The sequence below is a fragment of the Variovorax sp. PAMC 28711 genome (assembly GCF_001577265.1).
Taxonomy (GTDB): Bacteria; Pseudomonadota; Gammaproteobacteria; order Burkholderiales; family Burkholderiaceae_C; genus Variovorax.
The window spans coordinates 1,107,951-1,127,916 of sequence record NZ_CP014517.1 but is presented as its reverse complement, the minus strand read 5'-3'; the positions used below and the strand labels follow the sequence as shown (position 1 = coordinate 1,127,916).

Genomic DNA, 19,966 nt, shown 5'->3' with positions numbered 1-19,966 from the left:
GAGCGCCTTCAGACGTCGTCCGGGACTTCGGCGATGCCGACGCCCAGCAGGCTTTCGAGCAGCGCCGTGTCCGCAGCCAGCGCAGCGCTCGTGCCGGCGTGCACGACCGTACCGCGTTCCAGCACGATGGCCTGGTGCGTCATCTCGAGCGCCAGCACCGGGTGCTGCTCGACCACGATCGACGCCAGGCCTTCGCTCTCGCACAGCCGGCGGATCGAGGCGGCGAGCTCTTCGACAACGATCGGCGCCAGGCCTTCCATCGGCTCGTCGAGCAGCAGCAATTTCGGGTTGGTCATGAGCGCGCGGCCGATGGCCAGCATCTGCTGTTCGCCGCCCGACAACTGGTTGCCGTAGTTGCCGCGACGTTCTTCCAGGCGCGGAAAGAATTCGTAGACGCGCTTCAGGTTCCAGGCGCCGGATCGTGCGATCACCGTCAGGTTTTCCTCGACCGTGAGCGACGGGAAAATTTCTCGCTCCTGCGGCACCCAGCCGAGGCCCGCGCGCACACGGCGATGCGACGGCCAGCGCGTGATGTCTTCGCCGCACCAGCGGATGGCGCCTTGCATCACGCGCGTATTGCCCATCAACGTTTCGAGCAATGTGGTCTTGCCGACGCCATTGCGCCCGAGGATGGCGAGGCTCTCGCCTTGCTGCAGCGTGAAGCCGAGGCGGTTGAGCACGACCGCGTTGCCGTAGCCCGCGATCAGCTGGTCGAAAGCGAGCAGTTCAGACATGGGCGGCTCCCAGATAAACCTCGCGCACGCGCGGGTCGGCGCCGATCTCGGCCGGCGTGCCTTCGGTCAGGATCTGACCGGCCACCAGCACCGAGATGCGGCGCGAAAAACGGAACACCAGCTTCATGTCGTGTTCGATGAACAGCACGCTGATGTCCTGCGGCAGTTCGGCGATGACTTCGAAGAGTTCGCCGCTCTCGTCCTCCGGCACACCGGCTGCGGGCTCGTCGAGCAGCAGGATGCGCGGTTTGGCCGCCATCGCCAATGCGATCTCCAGCAGCCGCTGCTTGCCGTACGCCAGCTCCGCTACCGGCACATCGGCCAGCGCATCGAGCTTCAGGCGGCCGAGCAGCGCATGCGCTTCGTCGAACACGCGGGTGCTGCGCACCAGCGGTCGCCACCACACCGCCCCCAGCCCTTCGCGCTCGCTGATCGCCAGCACCACCGACAGCAGCGGCGTGAGGCTCGGGAACAGCGTGTTGATCTGGAAGGTGCGCGCCAGGCCCATGCGGGCGCGCTTGTCGGCCGACAGTGACGTGATGTCCTGGCCGCCCATCGTGATGGTGCCGGCGGTTGGCTTGAACACGCCCGTGAGCAGGTTGATGAGCGTCGTCTTGCCCGCACCGTTGGGACCGATGAGTGCCTGGCGTGCACCGGGTTCGAGCGACAGGTTGACGTCGCTCACCGCGCGAAAGGCGCCGAAGGAAATGCCGAGACCGCGCGTGTGAAGCGCCGCGCCGGTGGTAAGGGAATTGGCGGCGCTCATGACGGCTTTCCGGTCTTGAACAGGCGCGACAGCGCGCCCATGATGCCGCCGCGTCCCACCATGACGGCCGCGATCAGGAAGATGCCGAGCCAGAACATCCAGTACTGGGGGTTCATGTCGGCGAACGCGTCGTGCACCAGCATGTAGACGATGGCGCCGATCATGCCGCCGTAGAGCCGGCCGGTGCCGCCGAGCACCAGGATGATCAGCACCTCGGCGGAGCGGTTGAAGCCGATCGACTCGATGCCGACGAACTGCGTGGTCTGCGCCAGCAGCGCGCCCGCGACACCGGCCACGCCGGCCGACAGCGCGTAGGCCATGCGCAGGCGCGACGCAACCGGCGAGCCGATCGCGAGCATGCGTTTGCGGTTGTCGTGGATGCCGCGCAGCGTGAGTCCGAAGGGCGAGCGCAGGATCAGCCGCACGCCGAGGAACATGACCAGCACCACGCCGAACGCGTAGCAGAAGGCCGTCTTGCCATAGAGGTCGAAGTCGAACAGGCCGAGCACCGGCGAGATCACCACGCCCTGCAGGCCGTCGGTGCCGCCGGTGATGCCCGAGAGCCGGTTGGCGAGCTCGGCCAGCAGCACGCACACGCCGATGGTGATCATCAGCCGCGTGAGGTCGGCACCGCGCACCACCAGGTAGCTCAGCACGTAGCCGAGGGCCACGCACACGAGCAGCGCGAACAGCAGGCCGCTGAACGGTTCGGCCCAGCCGTGCTTGGCCAGCAGGCCGGCCGCGTAAGCCCCGGCGCCGAAGAAGGCCGCGTGGCCGACGGTGAGGATGCCCGCGTAGCCGAGTGCCATGTCGAGCGACACCGCGAACAGGCCGAAGATCAGGATCTGGCTCATCAGCGTGAGCTTGTCGGGCAGCAGGAAGAAGCTCGATGCCAGCACCAGCCAGAACAGCAGCTCGACGGCACGCAGGCGCGCCGGAGAAAGGGCAATCGTCTTCATGCGATGCCTTTGCGGGGAATGATTCCGTTGGGCCGCAGCAGCAGCATGACGATCATCACGATGTAGATGAGGAACGCGCCGGCCTGGGGGTAGTAGTACTTGCCCGCCATGTCGACGATGCCCACCAGCAGCGCGGCCACGAAAGGCCCGGTGATGGTGCCGGCACCGCCGACGCACACCACGATGAGGAAGTACACGAGGTACTTGAGCGGGAACGTCGGCTCCAGCCCCAACATGCCGAGGCTCAACGCACCGCCGAGTCCGGCCAGGCCGCAGCCCAGCGAGAAGGTCAGCAGGAACAGCCGCTGCACGTTGATGCCGGTGCCCGCCGCCACGCGCTGGTTGTCGACCGCCGCACGCACCATCGCGCCGTAGCGCGTCTTGCCGAGGCCGAGCAGCAGCGCGGCCAGCACGACGACGCCGCAGAAGATCAGGAACAGCCGGTAGCGGCCGACTTCAAGGCCGAAGAGGTCGATGCGGCCATCGAGCATCGGCGGCAGCGCGAAGGCCTGCATCGTCGGGCCGAAAAAATACGTGAACGCGGCCACCGACACGAACACGATGCCGATCGACAGCAGCACCTGGTCGAGCGGATGCGCGCGGTAGAGCCGCCGATAGAAAAAGAACTCCAGCACCGCACCGATCAGCGCAGCGGCCACGAAGGCCGCGGCCAATGACGGGAAGAATCCCACGCCGAAGCGGTTCATCAGCACGCTGGCGGCATAGCCACCGACCATGGCGAAACTGCCATGCGCGAGGTTGACGAAGTTCATGAGCCCCATCGTGATGGACAAGCCCACCCCGATGAGAAAAAGGAGCATGCCGTAGGCCACTCCGTCAAAGATAACGATGCTCATGAAGGGTCCGCTTGCTTGCTTGATCGGCTGGCTGTTTCAGGTTTACTTGGCTTCCTTGGCCGGGTCCTTCACGCGGTCGAACTTGTCGAACTCCACGTTGACCAGCTTGCCGTTGACCTTTTCCGTCTTGCGGATGTAGACGGTCTGCACGATGTCGCGCGTGACCGGGTCGATCTCGATCGGGCCGCGCGGGCTCTCGAAGCGCAGGCCCTTCAGCGCTTCCATGAACGCGTCGCCGGCGGTGTCGCCCTTCGTCTTGGCGAGTGCCAGGTCGATCGCGGCCATGGCGTCGTAGGCGGTCACGGCGAAGTAGCTGGGGCGCAGCGACGTGCCGAACTCGGCGACGAAGTCCTTCACGAACTTCTGGTTCTTCGGCGACGGGTGCGCATACGAATAGTGGTGCGCGGTGACGAGGCCGAGCGCCACTTCGCCGGTGGCGTCGAGGTAGCTGTCGTCGGTGGCTTCGCCGGTGGCGTAGAGCTTGATGCCGGCTTCTTCCATGCCGCGTTCCTTCCACACTTTCAGGAAGGCCGGTGGCATCACGCCCGAGGGGAAGAAGAAGAACACGGCCTGCGGCTTCACGTCCTTGATCTTCTGCACGTAGGCCGAGAAGTCGGGGTTGTTCATCGGCGTGCGGACTTCGCCCGACACCTTGCCGCCGCCGGCGGTGAAGGCTTTCTTGAACGCGGTCTCTGCATCGACGCCCGAGGCGTAGTCGGCCACCACCGTGTACGCATCCTTCACGCCCTGCTTGATCATCCAGCGCGCCATCGGGTCGGTGACCTGCTGCACCGTGAACGACAGGCGCGCCACGTACGGCGAGCTGGACGTGATGGCCGACGAGGCGGCGTTCATCACGAGGGTCGGCACCTTGGCCTGCGTGGCGATGGCGGCGACGGCGTAGGCGTTGGGGCTGAAGTCCAGGCCGGTGAGGATGCTCACCTTGTCGCGCACGATCAGCTCCTGCGCGATGCGCTTGGCCACGTCGGGTGCCGGGCCAGCCGTGTCCTTCTTGATGATGTCGACCGTGCGTCCGGCGATCTTGCCGCCGTGTTCTTTCAGATAGAGCGCGATGCCGGAATCGAACTGCCGGCCGTAGTCGGCGTACGGGCCCGAATAGGTGGCGATGACGCCGATGCGCAGCGGCTCGTCGGCGGCGTGCGCGGCCGTCATGGCGCCCAGGCAGGCCATCGCCAGCGTGGCGAGGGCGGTTCTCTTGTTCATCATCATCGTGAAAACTCCGGGGCGTGAAAAAGCCTGCGGCCGCAAGGAGCAGGCGCAGGCTTTCAGTGGGACCGGGCGAATGCGCTCAGAGGCCAGCAGCCGCGCGCAGCTTCGGCGCGATGCTCGTATTTTCCCAGGTGAACTCCGGCTCTTCCCGACCGAAGTGGCCGTAGGCGGCGGTCTTCTGGTAAATCGGGCGCAGCAGGTCGAGCATCTGGATGATGCCCTTGGGGCGCAGGTCGAAATGCTCGCGCACGAGGGCGGCGATCTTCTCGTCGGAGATGAGGCCGGTGCCTTCGGTGTAGACCGTGATGTTCATCGGCTCCGCCACGCCGATCGCATAGGCCACCTGGATCTGGCACTGGCGCGCGATGCCGGCGGCCACGATGTTCTTGGCGACGTAGCGGGCAGCGTAGGCCGCCGAGCGGTCGACCTTGGACGGGTCCTTGCCCGAGAACGCGCCACCGCCGTGCGGGCAGGCACCGCCGTAGGTGTCGACGATGATCTTGCGGCCGGTGAGGCCACAGTCGCCTTGCGGGCCGCCGATGACGAAGCGGCCGGTCGGATTGATCAGGTAGCGCGTGTTCTGCAGCCATTCCTTCGGCAGCACCGGCTTGATGATCTCTTCGATGATGGCTTCGTTGAACGACGCCTTCATCTTGGTCGACGTCTCGCTCTGGTCGGGGTGGTGTTGCGTGGAGAGGACCACCGTGTCGATGCTGTGCGGCTTGCCGTCGACGTAGCGCATCGTGACCTGGCTCTTCGCGTCGGGACGCAGGAAAGGCAGGCGGCCGTCCTTGCGCAGCTGGGCCTGGCGCTCGACCAGGCGGTGCGCGTAGTAGATGGGCGCGGGCATCAGTTCCGGCGTTTCATCGCAGGCGTAGCCGAACATCAGGCCCTGGTCGCCGGCGCCGGTGTTCAGGTGGTCGTCGCTCGCGTGGTCCACGCCCTGGGCGATGTCGTTGGACTGCTTGTCGTAGCAGACCATCACGGCGCAACCCTTGTAGTCGATGCCATAGTCGGTGTTGTCGTAGCCGATGCGCTTGATGGTGTCGCGCGCGACCTGGATGTAGTCGACGTGCGCGTTGGTGGTGATCTCGCCGGCGAGGACCACGAGGCCGGTGTTGGTCAGCGTCTCGGCGGCCACGCGGCTGCGCGGGTCTTGTTCGAAGATCGCGTCGAGGATCGCGTCGGAAATCTGGTCGGCCACCTTGTCGGGGTGGCCTTCGGAGACGGATTCGGAAGTGAAGAGAAAGTCGTTCGCCATTTTTTGAAAACTCCGGGAAGTTGAAAGGGCGCGTTGCCGATTCCGGAAGGAGTTTTGGCGAACGCTTTAGCAGTACTGTTTAACGTCGCCCTGCAAGTTGTTCTGTAACTCGGCGACAATTTGTATTCTATTCGAGCCGCGTTGTCCCTTGCGCGCGCGTCAGTTCTCACCCCCACTGCCCGATGACCACCCTGTTCCGATTGCTTGCCCACGTGCCGTTGCCATGGATGCAGTGGCTGGGCGCGCTGTTCGGCTGGCTCGTGTACTGGGCGTCGCCGTCGTACCGCGGACGCGTCAAGGCGAACGCCGAGAACGCCGGTTTCACGCGGGCCCAATACCGGCCCGCCATCGGCGCGGCGGGCGCCATGGTCGGCGAGCTGCCCTGGCTCTGGCTGCGGCCGAAGGGCGTCGGCGTGCTGGACCGCGTGCAGTGGCGGAACGACCGGGTGTTCGAGGACGCGCTGGCCGGGAAGCGCGGCGTCATCCTCGCCACGCCGCATGTGGGCAGCTGGGAAATGATCGGCCAGGCCATCGCCGAGCGCTTCGGTCCGGTGCACGGGCCGCTCACCGTGCTGTTCAGGCCCGCGCGCAAGGCGTGGCTCGCCGACCTCATTGCCGGCTCGCGCGACCGGCCCGGGCTCAAGTCGCTGCCGACCAATCTCTCGGGCGTGCGTGGCCTCATCCGTGTGCTGCGGGCCGGTGGCTACACGGGCGTGCTGCCCGACCAGGTGCCGCCCAAGGGGCAGGGCGTGTGGGCGCCCTTTTTTGGCAAGCCCGCCTACACGATGACCCTGCTGGCGCGCCTCGCGCAGCAGACGGGCGCCCAGGTGCTCATGACGTGGTGTGAGCGGTTGCCGGGCGGTCGTTATGTGATCCACTTCGAGCGCGTCGACGCGCCCGCGCTGCATGACGCCAGCGCCACACCCGAGGCGGCTGCCACCGCCATGAACGACACCTTGATGCGACTGATCGAACGACTGCCCGGCCAATACCTCTGGGGCTACGGCCGCTACAAGCAGCCGAGGGACGAGCTGTGAGCGTGGGGGCGAAGCTCGGCATCGGCTTCATGCGGGCGCTCGCGCATCTGCCGTTGCCGGTGGTGCGCGGCATGGGCGCGGTGATGGGACGCATCCTGCACACCGTGGCCGCGCCGCGTCGGCACGTCGTCGACACCAATCTCGCGCTCTGTTTCCCCAACACGTCTTCCGCGCAACGCCGCCGCATCGCACGCGAAACCTTCGTGCACGTGGCACAGGCATGGCTCGATCGCAGCTGGCTCTGGCATGCGCCGCGCGACGTGGTGGAGCAGCGGCTGAACCTGCATGGCGCCCTGCACGAATTCGACGGCACCACGCCGACCATCGTCTTCGCGCCGCACTTTTGCGGGCTCGACGCGGGCGGCACGGCGCTGTCGCTCGCGGTGCGCCGGCCCTGGACCTCGATCTTCACGCCGCAGCGCAACGCGTTCATCAACGACTGGCTCGAAGTGGGGCGCACGCGTTTTCATGGCGAGGTGCAGGTGTTCGATCGCACGGCGGGCGTGAAGCCTATCGTGAGCGGCCTGCGAAAAGGCGGCTTGCTCTATCTGCTGCCCGACATGAACTTCGGTCCGCAAGAGTCGATCTTCGTGCCCTTCTACGGCGTGCAGGCGGCCACGGTGCCTTCGCTCTCGCGCTTCGCCCGCCTCGGCCGTGCCAAGATCGTGCCGGTGCTGTCGCGCCTGACGAAGACGGGTTACGACATCGAAGTGCTGTCCGCCTGGCAGAATTTTCCGACCGACGACGTGGTGGCCGACACGGCCCTCATGAACACGCGCCTGGAAGGCTACATCGACACGATGCCCTCCCAGTATTACTGGGTGCACCGCCGGTTCAAGACACGCCCCGACGGCGAGCCCACGGTCTACTGATTCAGGAAGCGCTCGATCTCGGCGGCCACCAGCTTCGGCTGCTCGTGCACGATCCAGTGGGTCGCGTTCGGCACCTTCTTCACTTCGAGATTCGGCACGTAGTCTTCCAGGCCGGTGAGCAGGCCGGGCAACAAGGCGCTGTCGTCGAGCGCCCAGAACACGAAGGTCGGCACGTTCACCGTGAAGCGCTCCTTCGGCAGCACCGGAATGCTGTCGATCGAGCCGCCCGGCATCGGCGGCTTCATCGGCGTCACGCGGTAGAGATTGCAGGCGCCGGTCAGGCCGGCGTTCCACACCTCGCGGTACTGGTTCTTCACGTCTTCGGTGAGCCAGCCGAAGCCGTCGGGCCCGGCTTTCATCAGTTCGAAGAACGGCCACATGCGCTTGTAGTCGTCGGCTGCCAGCATTTCCTCGGCCTTCGGATGGGCCAGGAAATTCATGTACGCACTGGCCTTCTGCTGCTCGGGGTTCTCGCGCAGTTCGCGCACGAAGGTGCCCGGGTGCGGCGAGTTGATGATCACCAGCTTGGCGACCTGCTCGGGAAACGCGTTGGCATAGCCCCAGCCGAAAGCGCCGCCCCAGTCGTGCGCGACCAGCGCGGCCATCGTGCCGTCGGCGCTTTCCGTTGCGACCAGCTGCTGGATGTCCTGGATCAACAAGGGCGCCTTGTAGGCCGCGACGTCCTTCGGCGCACTCGATTGCTCGAAGCCGCGCAGGTTGGGTGCCACGCAGCGGTAGCCGCCGTGTTCGGGTTTGGCGAAGTGCGCGAGCATTTCGTCCCAGATGAACGCGGCCTCCGGGAAGCCATGGAGGAACACCATCAGCGGCCGGCCGGGCTCACCGCTCGCGCGGCAGCTCAGCGTGGTGCCGTTGGGCAGGGTGCGGGCAAATTTCTCGATCATTGTTTTTGTCTCCGGGTTGTTTTTTTGCGGGGCTCTATTCGGCTTGGGGTTCCGGCGCAGGCTCGGGCTCGGGATCGGCCGCGGTCACGGGACCGTCGGGATGAATCCATCGCCACAACAGTTCGGCCGCCTCGCCGACGCCTTGCTTTTTCAGCGCCGAGAACAGTTTGACCTCGCCGCCGCCCGCCTGGAGTCGCGTGATCGACAGGATCTTGGCGCCGTCGCTGCGGGTGAGCTTGTCGGATTTGGTGAGCAGCACCAGCAGCTTCAGGCCCTCGGCGACGCGTGGGCGGATCACGTCGAGCAGGATCTCGTCCAGGTCGGTCAGCCCCTGTCGCGGGTCAACCATCAGCACCACACCGCGGAGGCTTTCGCGTGTCATGAGGTAGTTGCCCATCACGCGCTGCCAGCGCAGCTTCGCCTCCTTGGGCACCGCGGCGTAGCCGTAGCCGGGCAGGTCGGCCAGCACCCCGTCGTCGACCTTCTGCTTGCCGACGCCGAACAGGTTGATGTGCTGCGTGCGGCCGGGCGTCTTGGAGGCGAAGGCCAGCCGGGTTTGCTGGGTCAGGGTGTTGATGGCGGTCGATTTGCCGGCGTTGGAACGCCCGACGAAAGCGATTTCAGGCAGGTCGACAGGCGGCAGGTGCTCCAGCTGGGGCGCGCTGGTGAGGAAGTGGGCGGTGTGCATCCAGCCGAGCGCGACGCGTTCGCGTTCGGCGGTGGCGGCGTCGGGAGCGGAGCGGGTGGAAGCCGGCTTGGGCGGCGGGGTGGTCATCGATGGGGCTTTCGGAACGGGGGGCCATTGTAGAATCGCGGGGTTTTGCGCCATAAATCCAAGCCCCCGATATGAAGTTGTTTGCCCACTTTCTGCTTGCAGCCCTCATGGGCGCCGCCGTGGCGCCAAGCCTTGCGGCCGATGCGCCTGGCGCCGCTCCCGCCGCCGCCGCGCCCGCCAAACCGGCAAAACCCGATCCGGCCAAGGGCGACACGATCTTCAATGCGACCCCGGCCAACAGCCAGAGCTGCGCTTCATGTCACAACGCCGACGGCAACTCGGCCATCGCCGCGAATCCGAAGCTGGCGCAACAACATCCTGAATACATCCTCAAGCAGCTGCAGGAATTCAAGTCTGGCAAGCGCAAGAGCGCGATCATGAAGCCGCTGGCGTCCGCGCTGAGCGAAGAAGACATGCGCAACATCGCCTGGTTCGTCGGCTCCAAGAAGATCAAGCCGGGCTTCTCGAAAGACAAGGACACGATCGCGCTGGGCGAGAAGATCTGGCGCGGCGGCATCGGCGATCGCATGATCCCGGCCTGCGCAGGCTGCCACAGCCCGAACGGCGCCGGCATTCCGGCCCAGTATCCGCGTCTCGGCGGCCAGCACGCCGACTACACCGTGGCCCAGCTGACCGCTTTCCGCGACGGCGTGCGCCTGAACAGCGCGCCGATGACGGGCGTCGCCGCCAAGCTCAACGATCGCGAGATCAAGGCCGTCGCCGATTACATCGCGGGCCTGCGCTGATTCGCTTTCGCGTGAACTAACCGCCGACAACCCAACCCAACAAGGCGGGCCGATCCAGCAGGATGGCCCGCCTTTGTGTTTTTTCCCCTCCTGATTCTTCATGTCCGTTTCCACCCATGGCCTTCGACTGAAACGCGGCTCGCGCGCTCTGCGCGCCGTGGTGGAGCTGTTCTCGTCGATGCGCTTCGCGATCGCGCTGCTCACGATCATCTGCATCGCGTCGGTCATCGGCACCATCGTCAAGCAGCATGAGCCGCTCGGCAACTACATCAACCAGTTCGGACCGTTCTGGGCGCAGTTTTTCCGCACGGCCCGGCTCGACTCGATCTACAGCGCCTGGTGGTTCCTGCTGATCCTGCTGTTCCTGGTGATCAGCACGTCTTTGTGCATCGCGCGCAACACGCCCCACATTTTTGCGGACCTGAAGAACCTGAAGGAAGGCATCCGCGCGCAAAGCCTGAAGGCTTTCGGGCAGCGAGCGCAGACGTCGCTGGCGGAAGCGCCCGAGGCCGCGGCCAACCGCGTCGGGCAACTGCTGTCGGGCGGCGGCTGGAAGGTGAAGCTGCAGCACCGCGAAGGCAGCGGATGGATGGTCGCCGCGCGCGCCGGCGGCGCGCACAAGTTGGGCTACATCGCGGCGCACAGCGCGATCGTGCTGGTGTGCATCGGCGGGCTGCTCGACGGCGACCTCGTGGTGCGCGCGCAGACGTGGTTCAACGGCAAGAGCGTGTTCAACGGCGGCGGCATGATCGCCGACGTGGCGCCCGAGCACCGCCTCTCGGCCCGCAACCCGACCTTCCGCGGGAACATTCTGGTGCCCGAGGGCGGGCAGTCGAGCGTGGCCATCCTCAACCAGTCCGATGGCGTGCTGCTGCAGGAGTTGCCGTTCTCGATCGAGCTCAAGAAGTTCATCGTCGACTACTACTCGACCGGCATGCCCAAGCTGTTTGCGAGCGAGGTGGTGCTGCACGATCGCGAGACCGGTGAGCAGATTCCGGCCCGCATCGAGGTCAACCACCCGGCCAGCTACAAGGGTGTGGAGATCTATCAGTCGAGCTTTGACGATGGCGGCTCCAGCGTGAAGCTCAAGGCCGTGCCGATCGCTGCGGCGGCCAAGCCGTTCGAGGTCGACGGTGTCATCGGCGGCGCGTCGACCGAGATCACCAACGGCGCCGAGAAGCTCACCCTCGAGTTCAGCACGCTGCGCCTCATCAACGTCGAAAATTTCGCCGATCCGCAGGCCGGCAGCGGCCTCGACGTGCGCAAGGTCGACCTGCGGCACAGCTTCGAGTCGCGCCTCGGCGCGGCCAACAAGACCAACAAGCCCAAGGTGTTGCGCAACATCGGTCCGAGCATCGGCTACAAGCTGCGCGACGCGGCAGGCCAGGCGCGCGAATTCCAGAACTACATGGTGCCGGTCGACACCGGCGACGGCCAGCCGATGTTCCTGCTCGGCATGCGCGAACGGCCGGAAGACGCCTTCCGCTACCTGCGTGTGCCGGCGGACGAAGACGGGTCGATGGATGGTTTCGTGCGCATGCGCACCACGCTCGCCGATGCCGGCCTGCGCGCACGCGCCATCGACCGCTACGTGGCCCGGTCGGCCGACCCCGCGCGACCCGAGCTGGCCGACCAGCTGCGCACTTCGGCCACGCGCGCGCTCGCGTTGTTCGCCGGTGCGGAGTCGCCGAAGGCCGATGCCGCCAGCACCGGCGGCTGGCAGGCCATCGCCGAGTTCATGGAAGCCAACGTGCCCGAGGCCGAGCGCGAGCGCGCGGGCACGGTGCTGGTGCGCATCCTCAACGACGTGCTGTTCGAGGTGCTCAACATCAGCCGCGAAACCGCCGGCCTCGCGCCGCTGCCGGCCGATGAAAAGTCGCAAGCCTTCCTGACCCAGTCGGTGCTCGCCATCAGCGACGCGCATTTCTATCCGGCGCCCGTCGCCATGATGCTGACCGACTTCAAGCAGGTGCAGGCCAGCGTGTTCCAGGTGGCGCGTGCGCCCGGCAAGAACATCGTCTACCTCGGCTGCCTGTTGCTGATCGTCGGCATTTTTGCGATGCTGTACGTGCGGGAACGGCGGGTCTGGATCTGGCTCGCCCCCGACGAAAAGCAGGGCGGCCACACGGAAGCCACGATGGCTTTCTCGGTCAATCGCAAGACGATCGACAGCGATCGCGAATTCGAGCATCTGAAGCACAAGCTGCTCGCTCTCAACAAGGACCCGGCGTCATGACGACCACCACCCTCACGCTCAACGACAGCTGGCTCTCGCGCCGCAACACCTTCGACTGGGTGTTCGCCGCGCTGGTTCTGGCCGGCGGTGCCTTCGCGTTCTCGCGCTATGCGGGCTCGATGGACTACTACGAGAAGCCCATCCTCGCGGCCACGATGCTCGCGGCGATTTCGCTCGGCTGGTTCTGGCGCCCGCTGCAGGTGCTGGCACTCGTGGTGGCGGCCGCGTCGGTGCTGGCCATCGTGTCGTATCAGGGCGATCTCGGCCGCGCAGAAACCGTCTTTCAGCTCAAGTACTTCCTGTCGAGCCAGTCGGCCATCCTCTGGATGAGCGTGCTGATCTTCATGAGCACGATCTTCTACTGGCTCGGGCTCTTCGGCGGCAAGCAGGGCGATGCGATGGAGCTCATCGCCTCGCGCCTTGCGTGGGTGGCCATCACGATGGCGCTCATCGGGACCATGGTGCGCTGGTACGAGAGCCATCTGCTCGGGCCGGACATCGGCCACATTCCTGTCAGCAACCTCTACGAAGTCTTCGTCTTGTTCTGCTGGTTGACGACGGCGTTCTACCTGTACTTCGAATCACGCTACGGCACGCGCGCGCTCGGCGCTTTCGTGATGCTGGTTGTCAGCGCCGCGGTCGGCTTCCTGCTCTGGTACACGCTGGTGCGCGATGCCCACGAAATCCAGCCACTCGTGCCCGCACTGCAGAGCTGGTGGATGAAGCTGCATGTGCCGGCCAACTTCATCGGCTATGGCACCTTTTCCCTGGCCGCGATGGTGGCGTTCGCCTATCTCGTGAAGGAGCAGGCCGAGGAAAAACGCTGGTTCAAGCTCACGCCGATCTGGTTGCTGGGTGTGGCGCTGTGCTTCGTGCCGGTGGCGTTCCGCCAGCGGGTCCAGGAAGCGGGCGGCAGCTACTGGGTGATTTACGCCGGCATTTCGGCGCTCATCGCGGCCGGCATCCTGCTTGGGCGCAAGCGCATCGCGGCGCGCCTGCCGGCCAACGAGGTGCTCGACGACGTCATGTACAAGTCGATCACCGTCGGTTTCGCCTTCTTCACGATCGCGACGGTGCTCGGCGCCCTGTGGGCAGCCGATGCGTGGGGCGGCTACTGGAGCTGGGACCCGAAGGAAACCTGGGCGCTGATTGTCTGGCTCAACTACGCGGCCTGGCTGCACATGCGGCTCGTCAAGGGCCTGCGCGGCACCGTGGCCGCCTGGTGGGCGCTCGGCGGTCTGGCCGTCACGACCTTCGCGTTCCTCGGGGTCAACATGTTCCTGAGCGGCCTGCACAGCTACGGCACCTTGTAGGCGCCCGCTGTCGCTGGATCAGGCTGGATTGAAACCGTGCACGCGAATTGCGCGTAACCAATTCAGGGGACGCAACGAACTACCCTTGGCAACAACGACTTCAGTGAAAGGCGACCCATGCGCAGGCATTCCGGTAACGATGGTTTCAATCACCCGCTTTCGAGCGAGGTCACGCCACGCAGCGTGTACGAGGAGCGGCGCGGTCTGCTCAAGCTGATGGCGGGCGGGGCGGCTGGTGCCGCGCTGGCCACCTGGGCGGGTCGGGAAGCCCTGGCGCAGACGGCAGGGCCCGGGAAGCTGGCCAAGCTGCCTGGCGCGAAGTCCACGGTGGCAGGCGCCATGAGCATGGACAAGCTGACCGACTACAAAGACGCCAGCACGTACAACAACTTCTATGAGTTCGGCACCGACAAGGCCGATCCTGCGAAGAACGCAGGCACGCTCAAGACCCGGCCATGGACGGTCGAAGTCGAAGGCCTGGTCAAGAAGCCGGGCAAGTACGGCATCGAAGACCTCCTCAAGTTGAGCGCGCAGGAAGAGCGCATCTACCGCCTGCGATGCGTTGAAGGTTGGTCGATGGTGATCCCGTGGGTGGGCTACTCACTTGCCGAGCTCATCAAGAAGGTCGAGCCCCAGGGCAACGCGAAATATGTCGAGTTCGTCACCCTGGCCGACCCGAAAACCATGCCCTTCGTCGGCTCGCGTGTGCTCGATTGGCCGTACGCCGAAGGCCTGCGCATGGACGAGGCGATGCATCCGCTGACGATGCTCACCTTCGGCATGTACGGCGAGGTGCTGCCCAACCAGAACGGCGCGCCGGTGCGCCTCGTGGTGCCGTGGAAGTACGGCTTCAAGTCGGCCAAGTCGATCGTCAAGATCCGTTTCGTCGAGAAGGAGCCGAGCACCGCCTGGAACAAGTCGGCCGCGAACGAATATGGTTTCTTCTCGAACGTCAATCCGAACGTCGACCATCCGCGCTGGAGCCAGGCGACCGAACGCCGCATCGGCGATGGGGGCGGCCTGTTCGCCAAGCGCCGCAAGACCGAGATCTTCAACGGCTACGAAGCACAGGTCGGCCAGCTTTATGCGGGCATGGACTTGAAAAAGTTCTTCTGAACAAGCGCGGCGCATGAACAAGCTGCTGATGCACAAGGCTGCGAAGCCGCTGATCTTCCTGTTGTGCCTGCTGCCCTTCATTCGGTTGGGCTATGGCGCCTTCACCGACGGGCTGGGTGCGAACCCGGCCGAGTTTTTGATCCGGGCCACCGGCGAGTGGACGCTGCGCTTCATCTGCATCGTGCTGGCCGTGACGCCGGTGCGCGTCATCACGAAGTGGAACGCGCTCGCGCGGCTGCGCCGGATGCTGGGACTGTTCGTCTACTTCTATGTCGTCGTGCACCTGCTGAGTTACAGCTGGTTCGACATGGGCTTCGTGATCGGCGACATCGCGACCGATATCGCCAAGCGGCCTTTCATCCTGGTGGGCTTTCTCGCGTTCGTGTTGCTGACGCCGCTCGCCGCCACCTCGTTCAATCGCGCGATCAAGGCGATGGGCGCCAGGCGTTGGCAGATGCTGCACAAGCTGGTGTACGTGATCGCGGGCCTCGGCCTCCTGCACTTCTTCTGGATGCGTGCGGGCAAGAACAATTTTGCCGAGGTGTACGTCTACGCCGCGATCGTTGCCGTGCTGCTGGGCTGGCGCGTGTGGAATTTCTTCGACAAGAAGAAGAAGCTTCAGCGCGCGCCGGTCGGGCGCGGGCAATTGTCCAAGCCATAGCACGCCGGTCGGCCTAGCCGCTCAGCCGGCCAATTGCTCGCTGCGCAGCTGGTCGTCGAGCGTTTCGCGGCGACGAATCAGCGTGGCCTGTCCGCCGTTCACAAGCACTTCCGCCGCGCGGCCCCGCGTGTTGTAGTTGCTGGCCATGCTCATGCAATAGGCGCCGGCGGAGAGCACGGCCACCAGGTCGCCGGCCTGCACATCGAGCGCGCGGTCGCGGCCGATCCAGTCGCCGCTCTCGCAGATCGGCCCGACCACGTCATACAACGCGGCGGTGCCCATGCGCGGTTGCAGCGGCACGATTTGCTGGAAGGCCTGGTACATCGCAGGGCGCGGCAGGTCGTTCATGGCAGCATCGATGATGCAGAAATTCTTGTCGTCGCCAGGCTTCGTGTAGAGCACTTCGCTCACGCAGACGCCGGCATTGCCGACCAGTGAACGACCGGGTTCGATCATCAGCTGGCGATCGCCGAAGCCGCGCGCGTCGATGCGCGCCAGCAACTGCTTCCACAGGGCATCGGCGGCCGGTGGTGTGTCGCCGTTGTAGTCGATGCCCAGGCCGCCGCCGAAATCGATGTGATGCAGGCGAATGCCGGTCGCTTCGATCGCTTCGACCAGGTCGAGGATCTTGTCCATCGCATCGAGATACGGGCTCGCCTCGGTGATCTGCGAGCCGATGTGGCAGTCGATGCCCACCACGTCGAGGCCCGGCAACCGCGCCGCATGCTGGTAGGCCGCAACGGTGCGGTCGTGCGCCACGCCGAACTTGTTGCCCTTGAGCCCGGTCGAGATGTAGGGATGCGTCTTCGGATCGACGTTGGGATTGATCCGGATGCTGATGCGGGCGCGCTGCCCGGCAGCAAGCGCCACCTCGTTGAGCACCTCGAGCTCGGCTTCGCTCTCGACGTTGAAGCAGCCGATGCCGGCGGCCAGTGCCTGCTTCATCTCTGCGCGGGTCTTGCCGACGCCAGAAAAAATGACCTTCGCGGGGTCGGCACCGACCGCCAGCACCCGGCCGAGTTCGCCGCCCGACACGATGTCGAAGCCGCAGCCGGCTTCTGCGAAAACACGCAGCACGCCGAGCGAGGAATTCGCCTTCATGGCGTAGCAGATCAGTGCATTCCGGCCTTCGAAGCCCCGCTGATAGGCGGCGAGCGCATCGAGCATCCACTGCTTCGAATAAACGAAAAGCGGCGTTCCGTGCGCTCGCGCGAGTGCGTCGAGCGCCACGTTTTCGACGCACAGCACGCCGTCGCGCCGTGCGATGTGGGGTTGTCCGGGAAGTCGAGTGAGCGGGTCGTTCACCGGGCCACTCCCGGCGCGCTGGCAGCAGCGGCGGGCGCAGGTGCCGCGTTGTCCGATGCACCCGGCATGCGAGGCGTCATCAGCTCGGGCAACGTTGCGCGGCTGGCCGCAGCGGCATCCTTGGGCAGGTAGAGCGCTCCGCGCTGGCCGCAACCCGAGAGCACGGCGGCGCCAGCGAAGAGGCAGACCACGAGCGCAGCGTGGCGGCGGGCGCTCACTAGAATTTGGGGAACATTCAACATGGCGAAATTGTAATGACCGACCCCGAGTACATGAACCGCGCAGAAGCAGCGCTTGCCGCCATCGAGCAAGCCTGCGATCGCATCAACGATGCGACCGATGCGGACATCGACAACCAGCGCGTCGGCGGAATGATCACCATCACGTTTCCGAACCAGAGCCAGTTGATCGTGAACCTGCAGCCACCGCTCCAGGAGATCTGGCTGGCGGCGCGCTCTGGCGGCTACCACTACCGCCACGACGGCGCTTCGTGGATCGACACCAAGACGCGCGAGGAATTCTTCGGCAATCTCTCGCGCGAGGCGAGCGCCCAGGCCGGGCAGCCGCTGGTGTTCGCGGCGGCCTGAGCGTTCCGGCCTAGTTTCGGAACAGATCGAGGATGCGGTTGCGCTCCTCGGGCGGCGGTGTCGGCGCCACCGGCACGCCGGTCAGTGCTTCCACCGGCACGGCCGGCGCGGTGTCGAGCCCCAGGCTCGCGACGCTGCGGCCCGGCGCATAGTCGTCGAAGTACCACTCGCCGCCGACATTGACGATGCCGGAAGGTGGCGAGCTGGAAAGGTCGGTCACCGGCACGCCCTTGAGCGCAGTGTCCATGTAGCTGATCCAGATCGGCAGGCTGAGTCCGCCGCCGGTTTCGCGATCGCCCAGCTTGCGCGGTGTGTCGTAGCCCATCCAGGCGATGGCTGCCATCGTCGGCTGGAAGCCGGCGAACCAGGCGTCGAGCGAATCGTTGGTGGTGCCGGTCTTGCCGTAGATGTCGGGACGCTTGAGCATCGCCTGTGCCTTGGCGGCCGTGCCGCCGCGCGCCACAGACTGCAGCAGCGTGTCCATGATGAAAGCATTGCGCTGCGGGATCGCCCGCATGGTTTCGTTCAGGAGCGGCGGCTGCTTGTCGACCAGCACCCGGTCGCGGTGATCGGTGATCTTCGTGACCAGGTACGGATTGACGCGGTAGCCACCGTTGGCAAAGACCGAATAGGCGGTCGCCATCTGCATGGGCGTGACCGAACCTGCGCCCAACGCCATCGGCAGGTAAGCCGGGTGCTTCTCACGCTCGAAGCCGAAGTTGGTGATCCAGTCCTGCGCGTAGTGCGTTCCGATCGATTGCAGGATGCGGATGGACACCAGGTTCTTCGATTTCATCAGCGCGGTGCGCATCGACATGGGGCCTTCGAAACCACCGTCGTAGTTCTTGGGCTCCCACGGCTGGCCGCCGGTCGTGCCCGCGTCGAAAAACAGCGGCGCGTCGTTGATCACGGTGGCTGGCGAGAAGCCTTTTTCAAGCGCGGCCGAATAAATGAAAGGCTTGAAGCTGGAGCCAGGCTGCCGCCATGCCTGAGTCACGTGGTTGAACTTGTTCTTGCCGAAGTCGAAGCCACCGACCATCGCCTTGATGGCGCCGTCCCGCGGATCGAGTGCCACGAAGGCGCCTTCCACTTCGGGCAGCTGGGTGATTTCCCAGGTGTTCTTCGGTGTTTTCATGGCGCGGATCACCGCACCGCGGCGAATGCGGATGTTGGGCGGCGCCTTGTCGGACAAACCAGATTGCGCGGGCTTCAGGCCTTCGCCGGTGATCTGCACCGTTTCGCCGTTGCCGCGAATCGCGTCGATCTGCTTGGCCGTTGCCTTGAGCACCACTGCCGCGATCACGTCGCCGTTGTCGGGATGGTCGGACAGCGCGTCGTCAATGGCTTCGTCGAGTTCCTTGGCGTCCGAGGGCAGATCGACGAATTTCTCGGGGCCGCGGTAGATCTGGCGGCGCTCGTAATCCATGATGCCCTTGCGCAGCGCCTTGTACGCCGCCGCCTGGTCGGCTGCAACCAGCGTCGTGTAGACCTTCAGGCCCCGCGTGTAAGTGCTGTCGCCGTACTGTGCATACATCAGCTGGCGTACCGTCTCGGCGACGTATTCCGCGTGGAGGCGCGTCGTGTCGGAGGCGTCGCGCAGCTTGAATTCTTCCTTCTTCGCATCGGCGGCCTGCTCGGCGGTGATGAAACCGGCTTCCTGCATGCGGCCGATCACATAGACCTGGCGAGCGCGCGCACGCGTTGGGTTGTTAACCGGGTTGTTGGCGCCCGGCGCCTTCGGAAGCGCGGCCAGCATCGCAGCCTCGGCGATGGTGATCTCCTGCAGCGGCTTGCCGAAATAAGCTTCCGACGCCGCGGCGAATCCATACGCGCGGTTGCCCAGGTAGATCTGGTTGAGATAGATCTCGAAGATCTGGTCCTTGCTCAGCAAGTGCTCCAGCTTAAAGGTCAGCAGGATCTCGTAGATCTTGCGTGTGAGCGTTTTCTCGGAGCTCAGGTAGACGTTGCGGGCCACCTGCATCGTGATGGTCGAGGCGCCCTGGCTCTTCATCTTGTTGACGTTCGCGAGGCCTGCGCGCACCACGCCCTTGTAATCGACGCCACCGTGCTCATAGAAGCGCGCATCTTCTGCAGCCAGCACAGCGTCCTTCATGATTTTCGGGATCGTGGAGATCGGTGTCAGGTTGCGACGCTCCTCGCCGAACTCGCCGATCAATGTGCCTTCGGCCGAGAAAACGCGAAGCGGCAGTTTGGGCCGATAGTCCGACAGCTCGGAAATGTCCGGCAGGTTGGGGTAGGCCACGGCGAGCGCGACGGCGACCACGCACATCAGTGACACGACGCCGGCGGCGACGATGCCCGCGCTCCAGAAAACGATTCTCATCAGCCACTTGAGCCATGTGGGTCGAGTGGAGGGAGGCGGCTTGCGGGGGCCCGGAGGGCTTGTTTTTTCGGGCATGGAGCGGTGGGGAGTCTCCGCACATTATAAAAAGTCGGCGTTCAGGGGCCGGTCAGGTACGCTACAAAAGGGCCGCTCCCGTCAATTCGTGACCTAAGTTGCAAGCGGCGTGACCTTTTGACAACGATTGCCGGGCCTCCGCGTTTGGACGCTTGGCCGGTCACGATTGTTGCTGCTAGCATGCAACCAC

Annotated in this window: 19 protein-coding genes; 8 read left to right on the top strand and 11 right to left on the bottom strand. The window is 65.3% G+C overall.

Features of this window, described 5'->3' with window-relative positions; translation table 11 throughout:
* Positions 1-8: 8 nt before the first annotated feature.
* From AX767_RS05730 to metK, 6 genes are all read right to left on the bottom strand, one after another.
* A complete protein-coding gene (locus AX767_RS05730; protein ID WP_068629444.1) occupies positions 9-734 on the bottom strand; it encodes an ABC transporter ATP-binding protein in 726 nt (241 codons plus the stop codon).
* Complete coding sequence (locus AX767_RS05725; protein ID WP_068629441.1) at positions 727-1,500, bottom strand: ABC transporter ATP-binding protein; 774 nt, start codon at positions 1,498-1,500, stop codon at positions 727-729. Before AX767_RS05725 ends, AX767_RS05730 begins: the two co-directional genes overlap by 8 nt.
* Positions 1,497-2,459: a branched-chain amino acid ABC transporter permease gene (locus AX767_RS05720; protein WP_068629440.1), complete on the bottom strand. Its 963-nt coding sequence runs from the start codon at positions 2,457-2,459 to the stop codon at positions 1,497-1,499. The genes AX767_RS05725 and AX767_RS05720 overlap by 4 nt, the downstream gene beginning before the upstream one ends.
* Positions 2,456-3,316, bottom strand: coding sequence for a branched-chain amino acid ABC transporter permease (locus AX767_RS05715; RefSeq protein ID WP_068629438.1), 861 nt, complete (start codon positions 3,314-3,316; stop codon positions 2,456-2,458). The genes AX767_RS05720 and AX767_RS05715 overlap by 4 nt, the downstream gene beginning before the upstream one ends.
* A gap of 42 nt (positions 3,317-3,358) precedes the next feature.
* Entirely contained in the window at positions 3,359-4,546 is a 1,188-nt protein-coding gene (locus AX767_RS05710; protein WP_082754841.1) for an ABC transporter substrate-binding protein, read from the bottom strand.
* 79 nt (positions 4,547-4,625) lie between these two features.
* Positions 4,626-5,807 (bottom strand): methionine adenosyltransferase, encoded by a 1,182-nt coding sequence (metK, locus tag AX767_RS05705; protein WP_068629436.1) that lies wholly within the window; start codon positions 5,805-5,807, stop codon positions 4,626-4,628.
* Positions 5,808-5,989: 182 nt separating this feature from the next.
* Between metK and AX767_RS05700 the strand changes: the two genes are divergently transcribed.
* Positions 5,990-6,844 (top strand): lysophospholipid acyltransferase family protein, encoded by an 855-nt coding sequence (locus AX767_RS05700; protein WP_068629434.1) that lies wholly within the window; start codon positions 5,990-5,992, stop codon positions 6,842-6,844.
* On the top strand, positions 6,841-7,716 hold the full coding sequence (locus tag AX767_RS05695; RefSeq protein ID WP_068629431.1) for an LpxL/LpxP family acyltransferase: 876 nt from the start codon (positions 6,841-6,843) through the stop codon (positions 7,714-7,716). The genes AX767_RS05700 and AX767_RS05695 overlap by 4 nt, the downstream gene beginning before the upstream one ends.
* On the opposite strand, the gene AX767_RS05690 is transcribed toward AX767_RS05695, so the two are convergent.
* Together AX767_RS05690 and yihA are read right to left on the bottom strand one after the other, a co-directional pair.
* Positions 7,710-8,618 (bottom strand): alpha/beta fold hydrolase, encoded by a 909-nt coding sequence (locus tag AX767_RS05690; protein WP_068629429.1) that lies wholly within the window; start codon positions 8,616-8,618, stop codon positions 7,710-7,712. The genes AX767_RS05695 and AX767_RS05690 overlap by 7 nt on opposite strands.
* A gap of 34 nt (positions 8,619-8,652) precedes the next feature.
* On the bottom strand, positions 8,653-9,393 hold the full coding sequence (yihA, locus tag AX767_RS05685) for a ribosome biogenesis GTP-binding protein YihA/YsxC (protein ID WP_068629427.1): 741 nt from the start codon (positions 9,391-9,393) through the stop codon (positions 8,653-8,655).
* Between the two features lie 71 nt (positions 9,394-9,464).
* Between yihA and AX767_RS05680 the strand changes: the two genes are divergently transcribed.
* From AX767_RS05680 to AX767_RS05660, 5 genes are all read left to right on the top strand, one after another.
* Positions 9,465-10,139, top strand: coding sequence for a c-type cytochrome (locus tag AX767_RS05680; RefSeq protein ID WP_068629425.1), 675 nt, complete (start codon positions 9,465-9,467; stop codon positions 10,137-10,139).
* Between the two features lie 100 nt (positions 10,140-10,239).
* Positions 10,240-12,375 carry a cytochrome c biogenesis protein ResB gene (locus tag AX767_RS05675; RefSeq protein WP_068629423.1) on the top strand — a complete coding sequence of 712 codons (2,136 nt, stop codon included), beginning with the start codon at positions 10,240-10,242 and terminating at the stop codon, positions 12,373-12,375.
* Positions 12,372-13,688, top strand: a complete 1,317-nt coding sequence (gene ccsB / locus AX767_RS05670) for a c-type cytochrome biogenesis protein CcsB (RefSeq protein ID WP_068629421.1) — start codon at positions 12,372-12,374, stop codon at positions 13,686-13,688. The genes AX767_RS05675 and ccsB overlap by 4 nt, the downstream gene beginning before the upstream one ends.
* A 117-nt stretch (positions 13,689-13,805) precedes the next feature.
* On the top strand, positions 13,806-14,804 hold the full coding sequence (gene msrP / locus AX767_RS05665) for a protein-methionine-sulfoxide reductase catalytic subunit MsrP (protein WP_068629418.1): 999 nt from the start codon (positions 13,806-13,808) through the stop codon (positions 14,802-14,804).
* A gap of 13 nt (positions 14,805-14,817) precedes the next feature.
* A complete protein-coding gene (locus AX767_RS05660) occupies positions 14,818-15,465 on the top strand; it encodes a sulfite oxidase heme-binding subunit YedZ (protein ID WP_068629416.1) in 648 nt (215 codons plus the stop codon).
* 21 nt (positions 15,466-15,486) lie between these two features.
* Here the strand turns inward: AX767_RS05660 and lysA are convergent, their stop codons facing one another.
* The gene (gene lysA, locus AX767_RS05655; protein ID WP_068629415.1) at positions 15,487-16,770 is read right to left on the bottom strand and encodes a diaminopimelate decarboxylase; all 1,284 of its coding nucleotides are present in this window, start codon (positions 16,768-16,770) and stop codon (positions 15,487-15,489) included.
* Positions 16,767-17,012 carry an LPS translocon maturation chaperone LptM gene (gene lptM / locus AX767_RS05650; protein WP_068629413.1) on the bottom strand — a complete coding sequence of 82 codons (246 nt, stop codon included), beginning with the start codon at positions 17,010-17,012 and terminating at the stop codon, positions 16,767-16,769. The genes lysA and lptM overlap by 4 nt, the downstream gene beginning before the upstream one ends.
* 12 nt (positions 17,013-17,024) lie before the next feature.
* Between lptM and cyaY the strand changes: the two genes are divergently transcribed.
* Entirely contained in the window at positions 17,025-17,357 is a 333-nt protein-coding gene (cyaY, locus tag AX767_RS05645; protein WP_068629411.1) for an iron donor protein CyaY, read from the top strand.
* Positions 17,358-17,367: 10 nt separating this feature from the next.
* Here cyaY and AX767_RS05640 read toward each other — a convergent pair whose 3' ends face one another.
* Positions 17,368-19,776: a penicillin-binding protein 1A gene (locus tag AX767_RS05640; RefSeq protein ID WP_082754839.1), complete on the bottom strand. Its 2,409-nt coding sequence runs from the start codon at positions 19,774-19,776 to the stop codon at positions 17,368-17,370.
* Between the last annotated feature and the right edge of the window lie 190 nt (positions 19,777-19,966).

What these genes read in the sequence shown, in the direction of transcription:
- AX767_RS05680 (WP_068629425.1), top strand. Translation starts at nt 9,465, where the DNA reads ATGAAGTTGTTTGCCCACTTTCTGCTTGCAGCCCTCATGGGCGCCGCC.
- AX767_RS05640 (WP_082754839.1), bottom strand. Translation starts at nt 19,776, where the DNA reads ATGCCCGAAAAAACAAGCCCTCCGGGCCCCCGCAAGCCGCCTCCCTCC.
- lptM (WP_068629413.1), bottom strand. Translation starts at nt 17,012, where the DNA reads ATGTTGAATGTTCCCCAAATTCTAGTGAGCGCCCGCCGCCACGCTGCG.
- metK (WP_068629436.1), bottom strand. Translation starts at nt 5,807, where the DNA reads ATGGCGAACGACTTTCTCTTCACTTCCGAATCCGTCTCCGAAGGCCAC.
- AX767_RS05710 (WP_082754841.1), bottom strand. Translation starts at nt 4,546, where the DNA reads ATGATGATGAACAAGAGAACCGCCCTCGCCACGCTGGCGATGGCCTGC.
- cyaY (WP_068629411.1), top strand. Translation starts at nt 17,025, where the DNA reads ATGACCGACCCCGAGTACATGAACCGCGCAGAAGCAGCGCTTGCCGCC.
- msrP (WP_068629418.1), top strand. Translation starts at nt 13,806, where the DNA reads ATGCGCAGGCATTCCGGTAACGATGGTTTCAATCACCCGCTTTCGAGC.
- AX767_RS05660 (WP_068629416.1), top strand. Translation starts at nt 14,818, where the DNA reads ATGAACAAGCTGCTGATGCACAAGGCTGCGAAGCCGCTGATCTTCCTG.
- AX767_RS05730 (WP_068629444.1), bottom strand. Translation starts at nt 734, where the DNA reads ATGTCTGAACTGCTCGCTTTCGACCAGCTGATCGCGGGCTACGGCAAC.
- AX767_RS05725 (WP_068629441.1), bottom strand. Translation starts at nt 1,500, where the DNA reads ATGAGCGCCGCCAATTCCCTTACCACCGGCGCGGCGCTTCACACGCGC.
- AX767_RS05690 (WP_068629429.1), bottom strand. Translation starts at nt 8,618, where the DNA reads ATGATCGAGAAATTTGCCCGCACCCTGCCCAACGGCACCACGCTGAGC.
- AX767_RS05720 (WP_068629440.1), bottom strand. Translation starts at nt 2,459, where the DNA reads ATGAAGACGATTGCCCTTTCTCCGGCGCGCCTGCGTGCCGTCGAGCTG.
- AX767_RS05675 (WP_068629423.1), top strand. Translation starts at nt 10,240, where the DNA reads ATGTCCGTTTCCACCCATGGCCTTCGACTGAAACGCGGCTCGCGCGCT.
- AX767_RS05715 (WP_068629438.1), bottom strand. Translation starts at nt 3,316, where the DNA reads ATGAGCATCGTTATCTTTGACGGAGTGGCCTACGGCATGCTCCTTTTT.
- ccsB (WP_068629421.1), top strand. Translation starts at nt 12,372, where the DNA reads ATGACGACCACCACCCTCACGCTCAACGACAGCTGGCTCTCGCGCCGC.
- AX767_RS05700 (WP_068629434.1), top strand. Translation starts at nt 5,990, where the DNA reads ATGACCACCCTGTTCCGATTGCTTGCCCACGTGCCGTTGCCATGGATG.
- yihA (WP_068629427.1), bottom strand. Translation starts at nt 9,393, where the DNA reads ATGACCACCCCGCCGCCCAAGCCGGCTTCCACCCGCTCCGCTCCCGAC.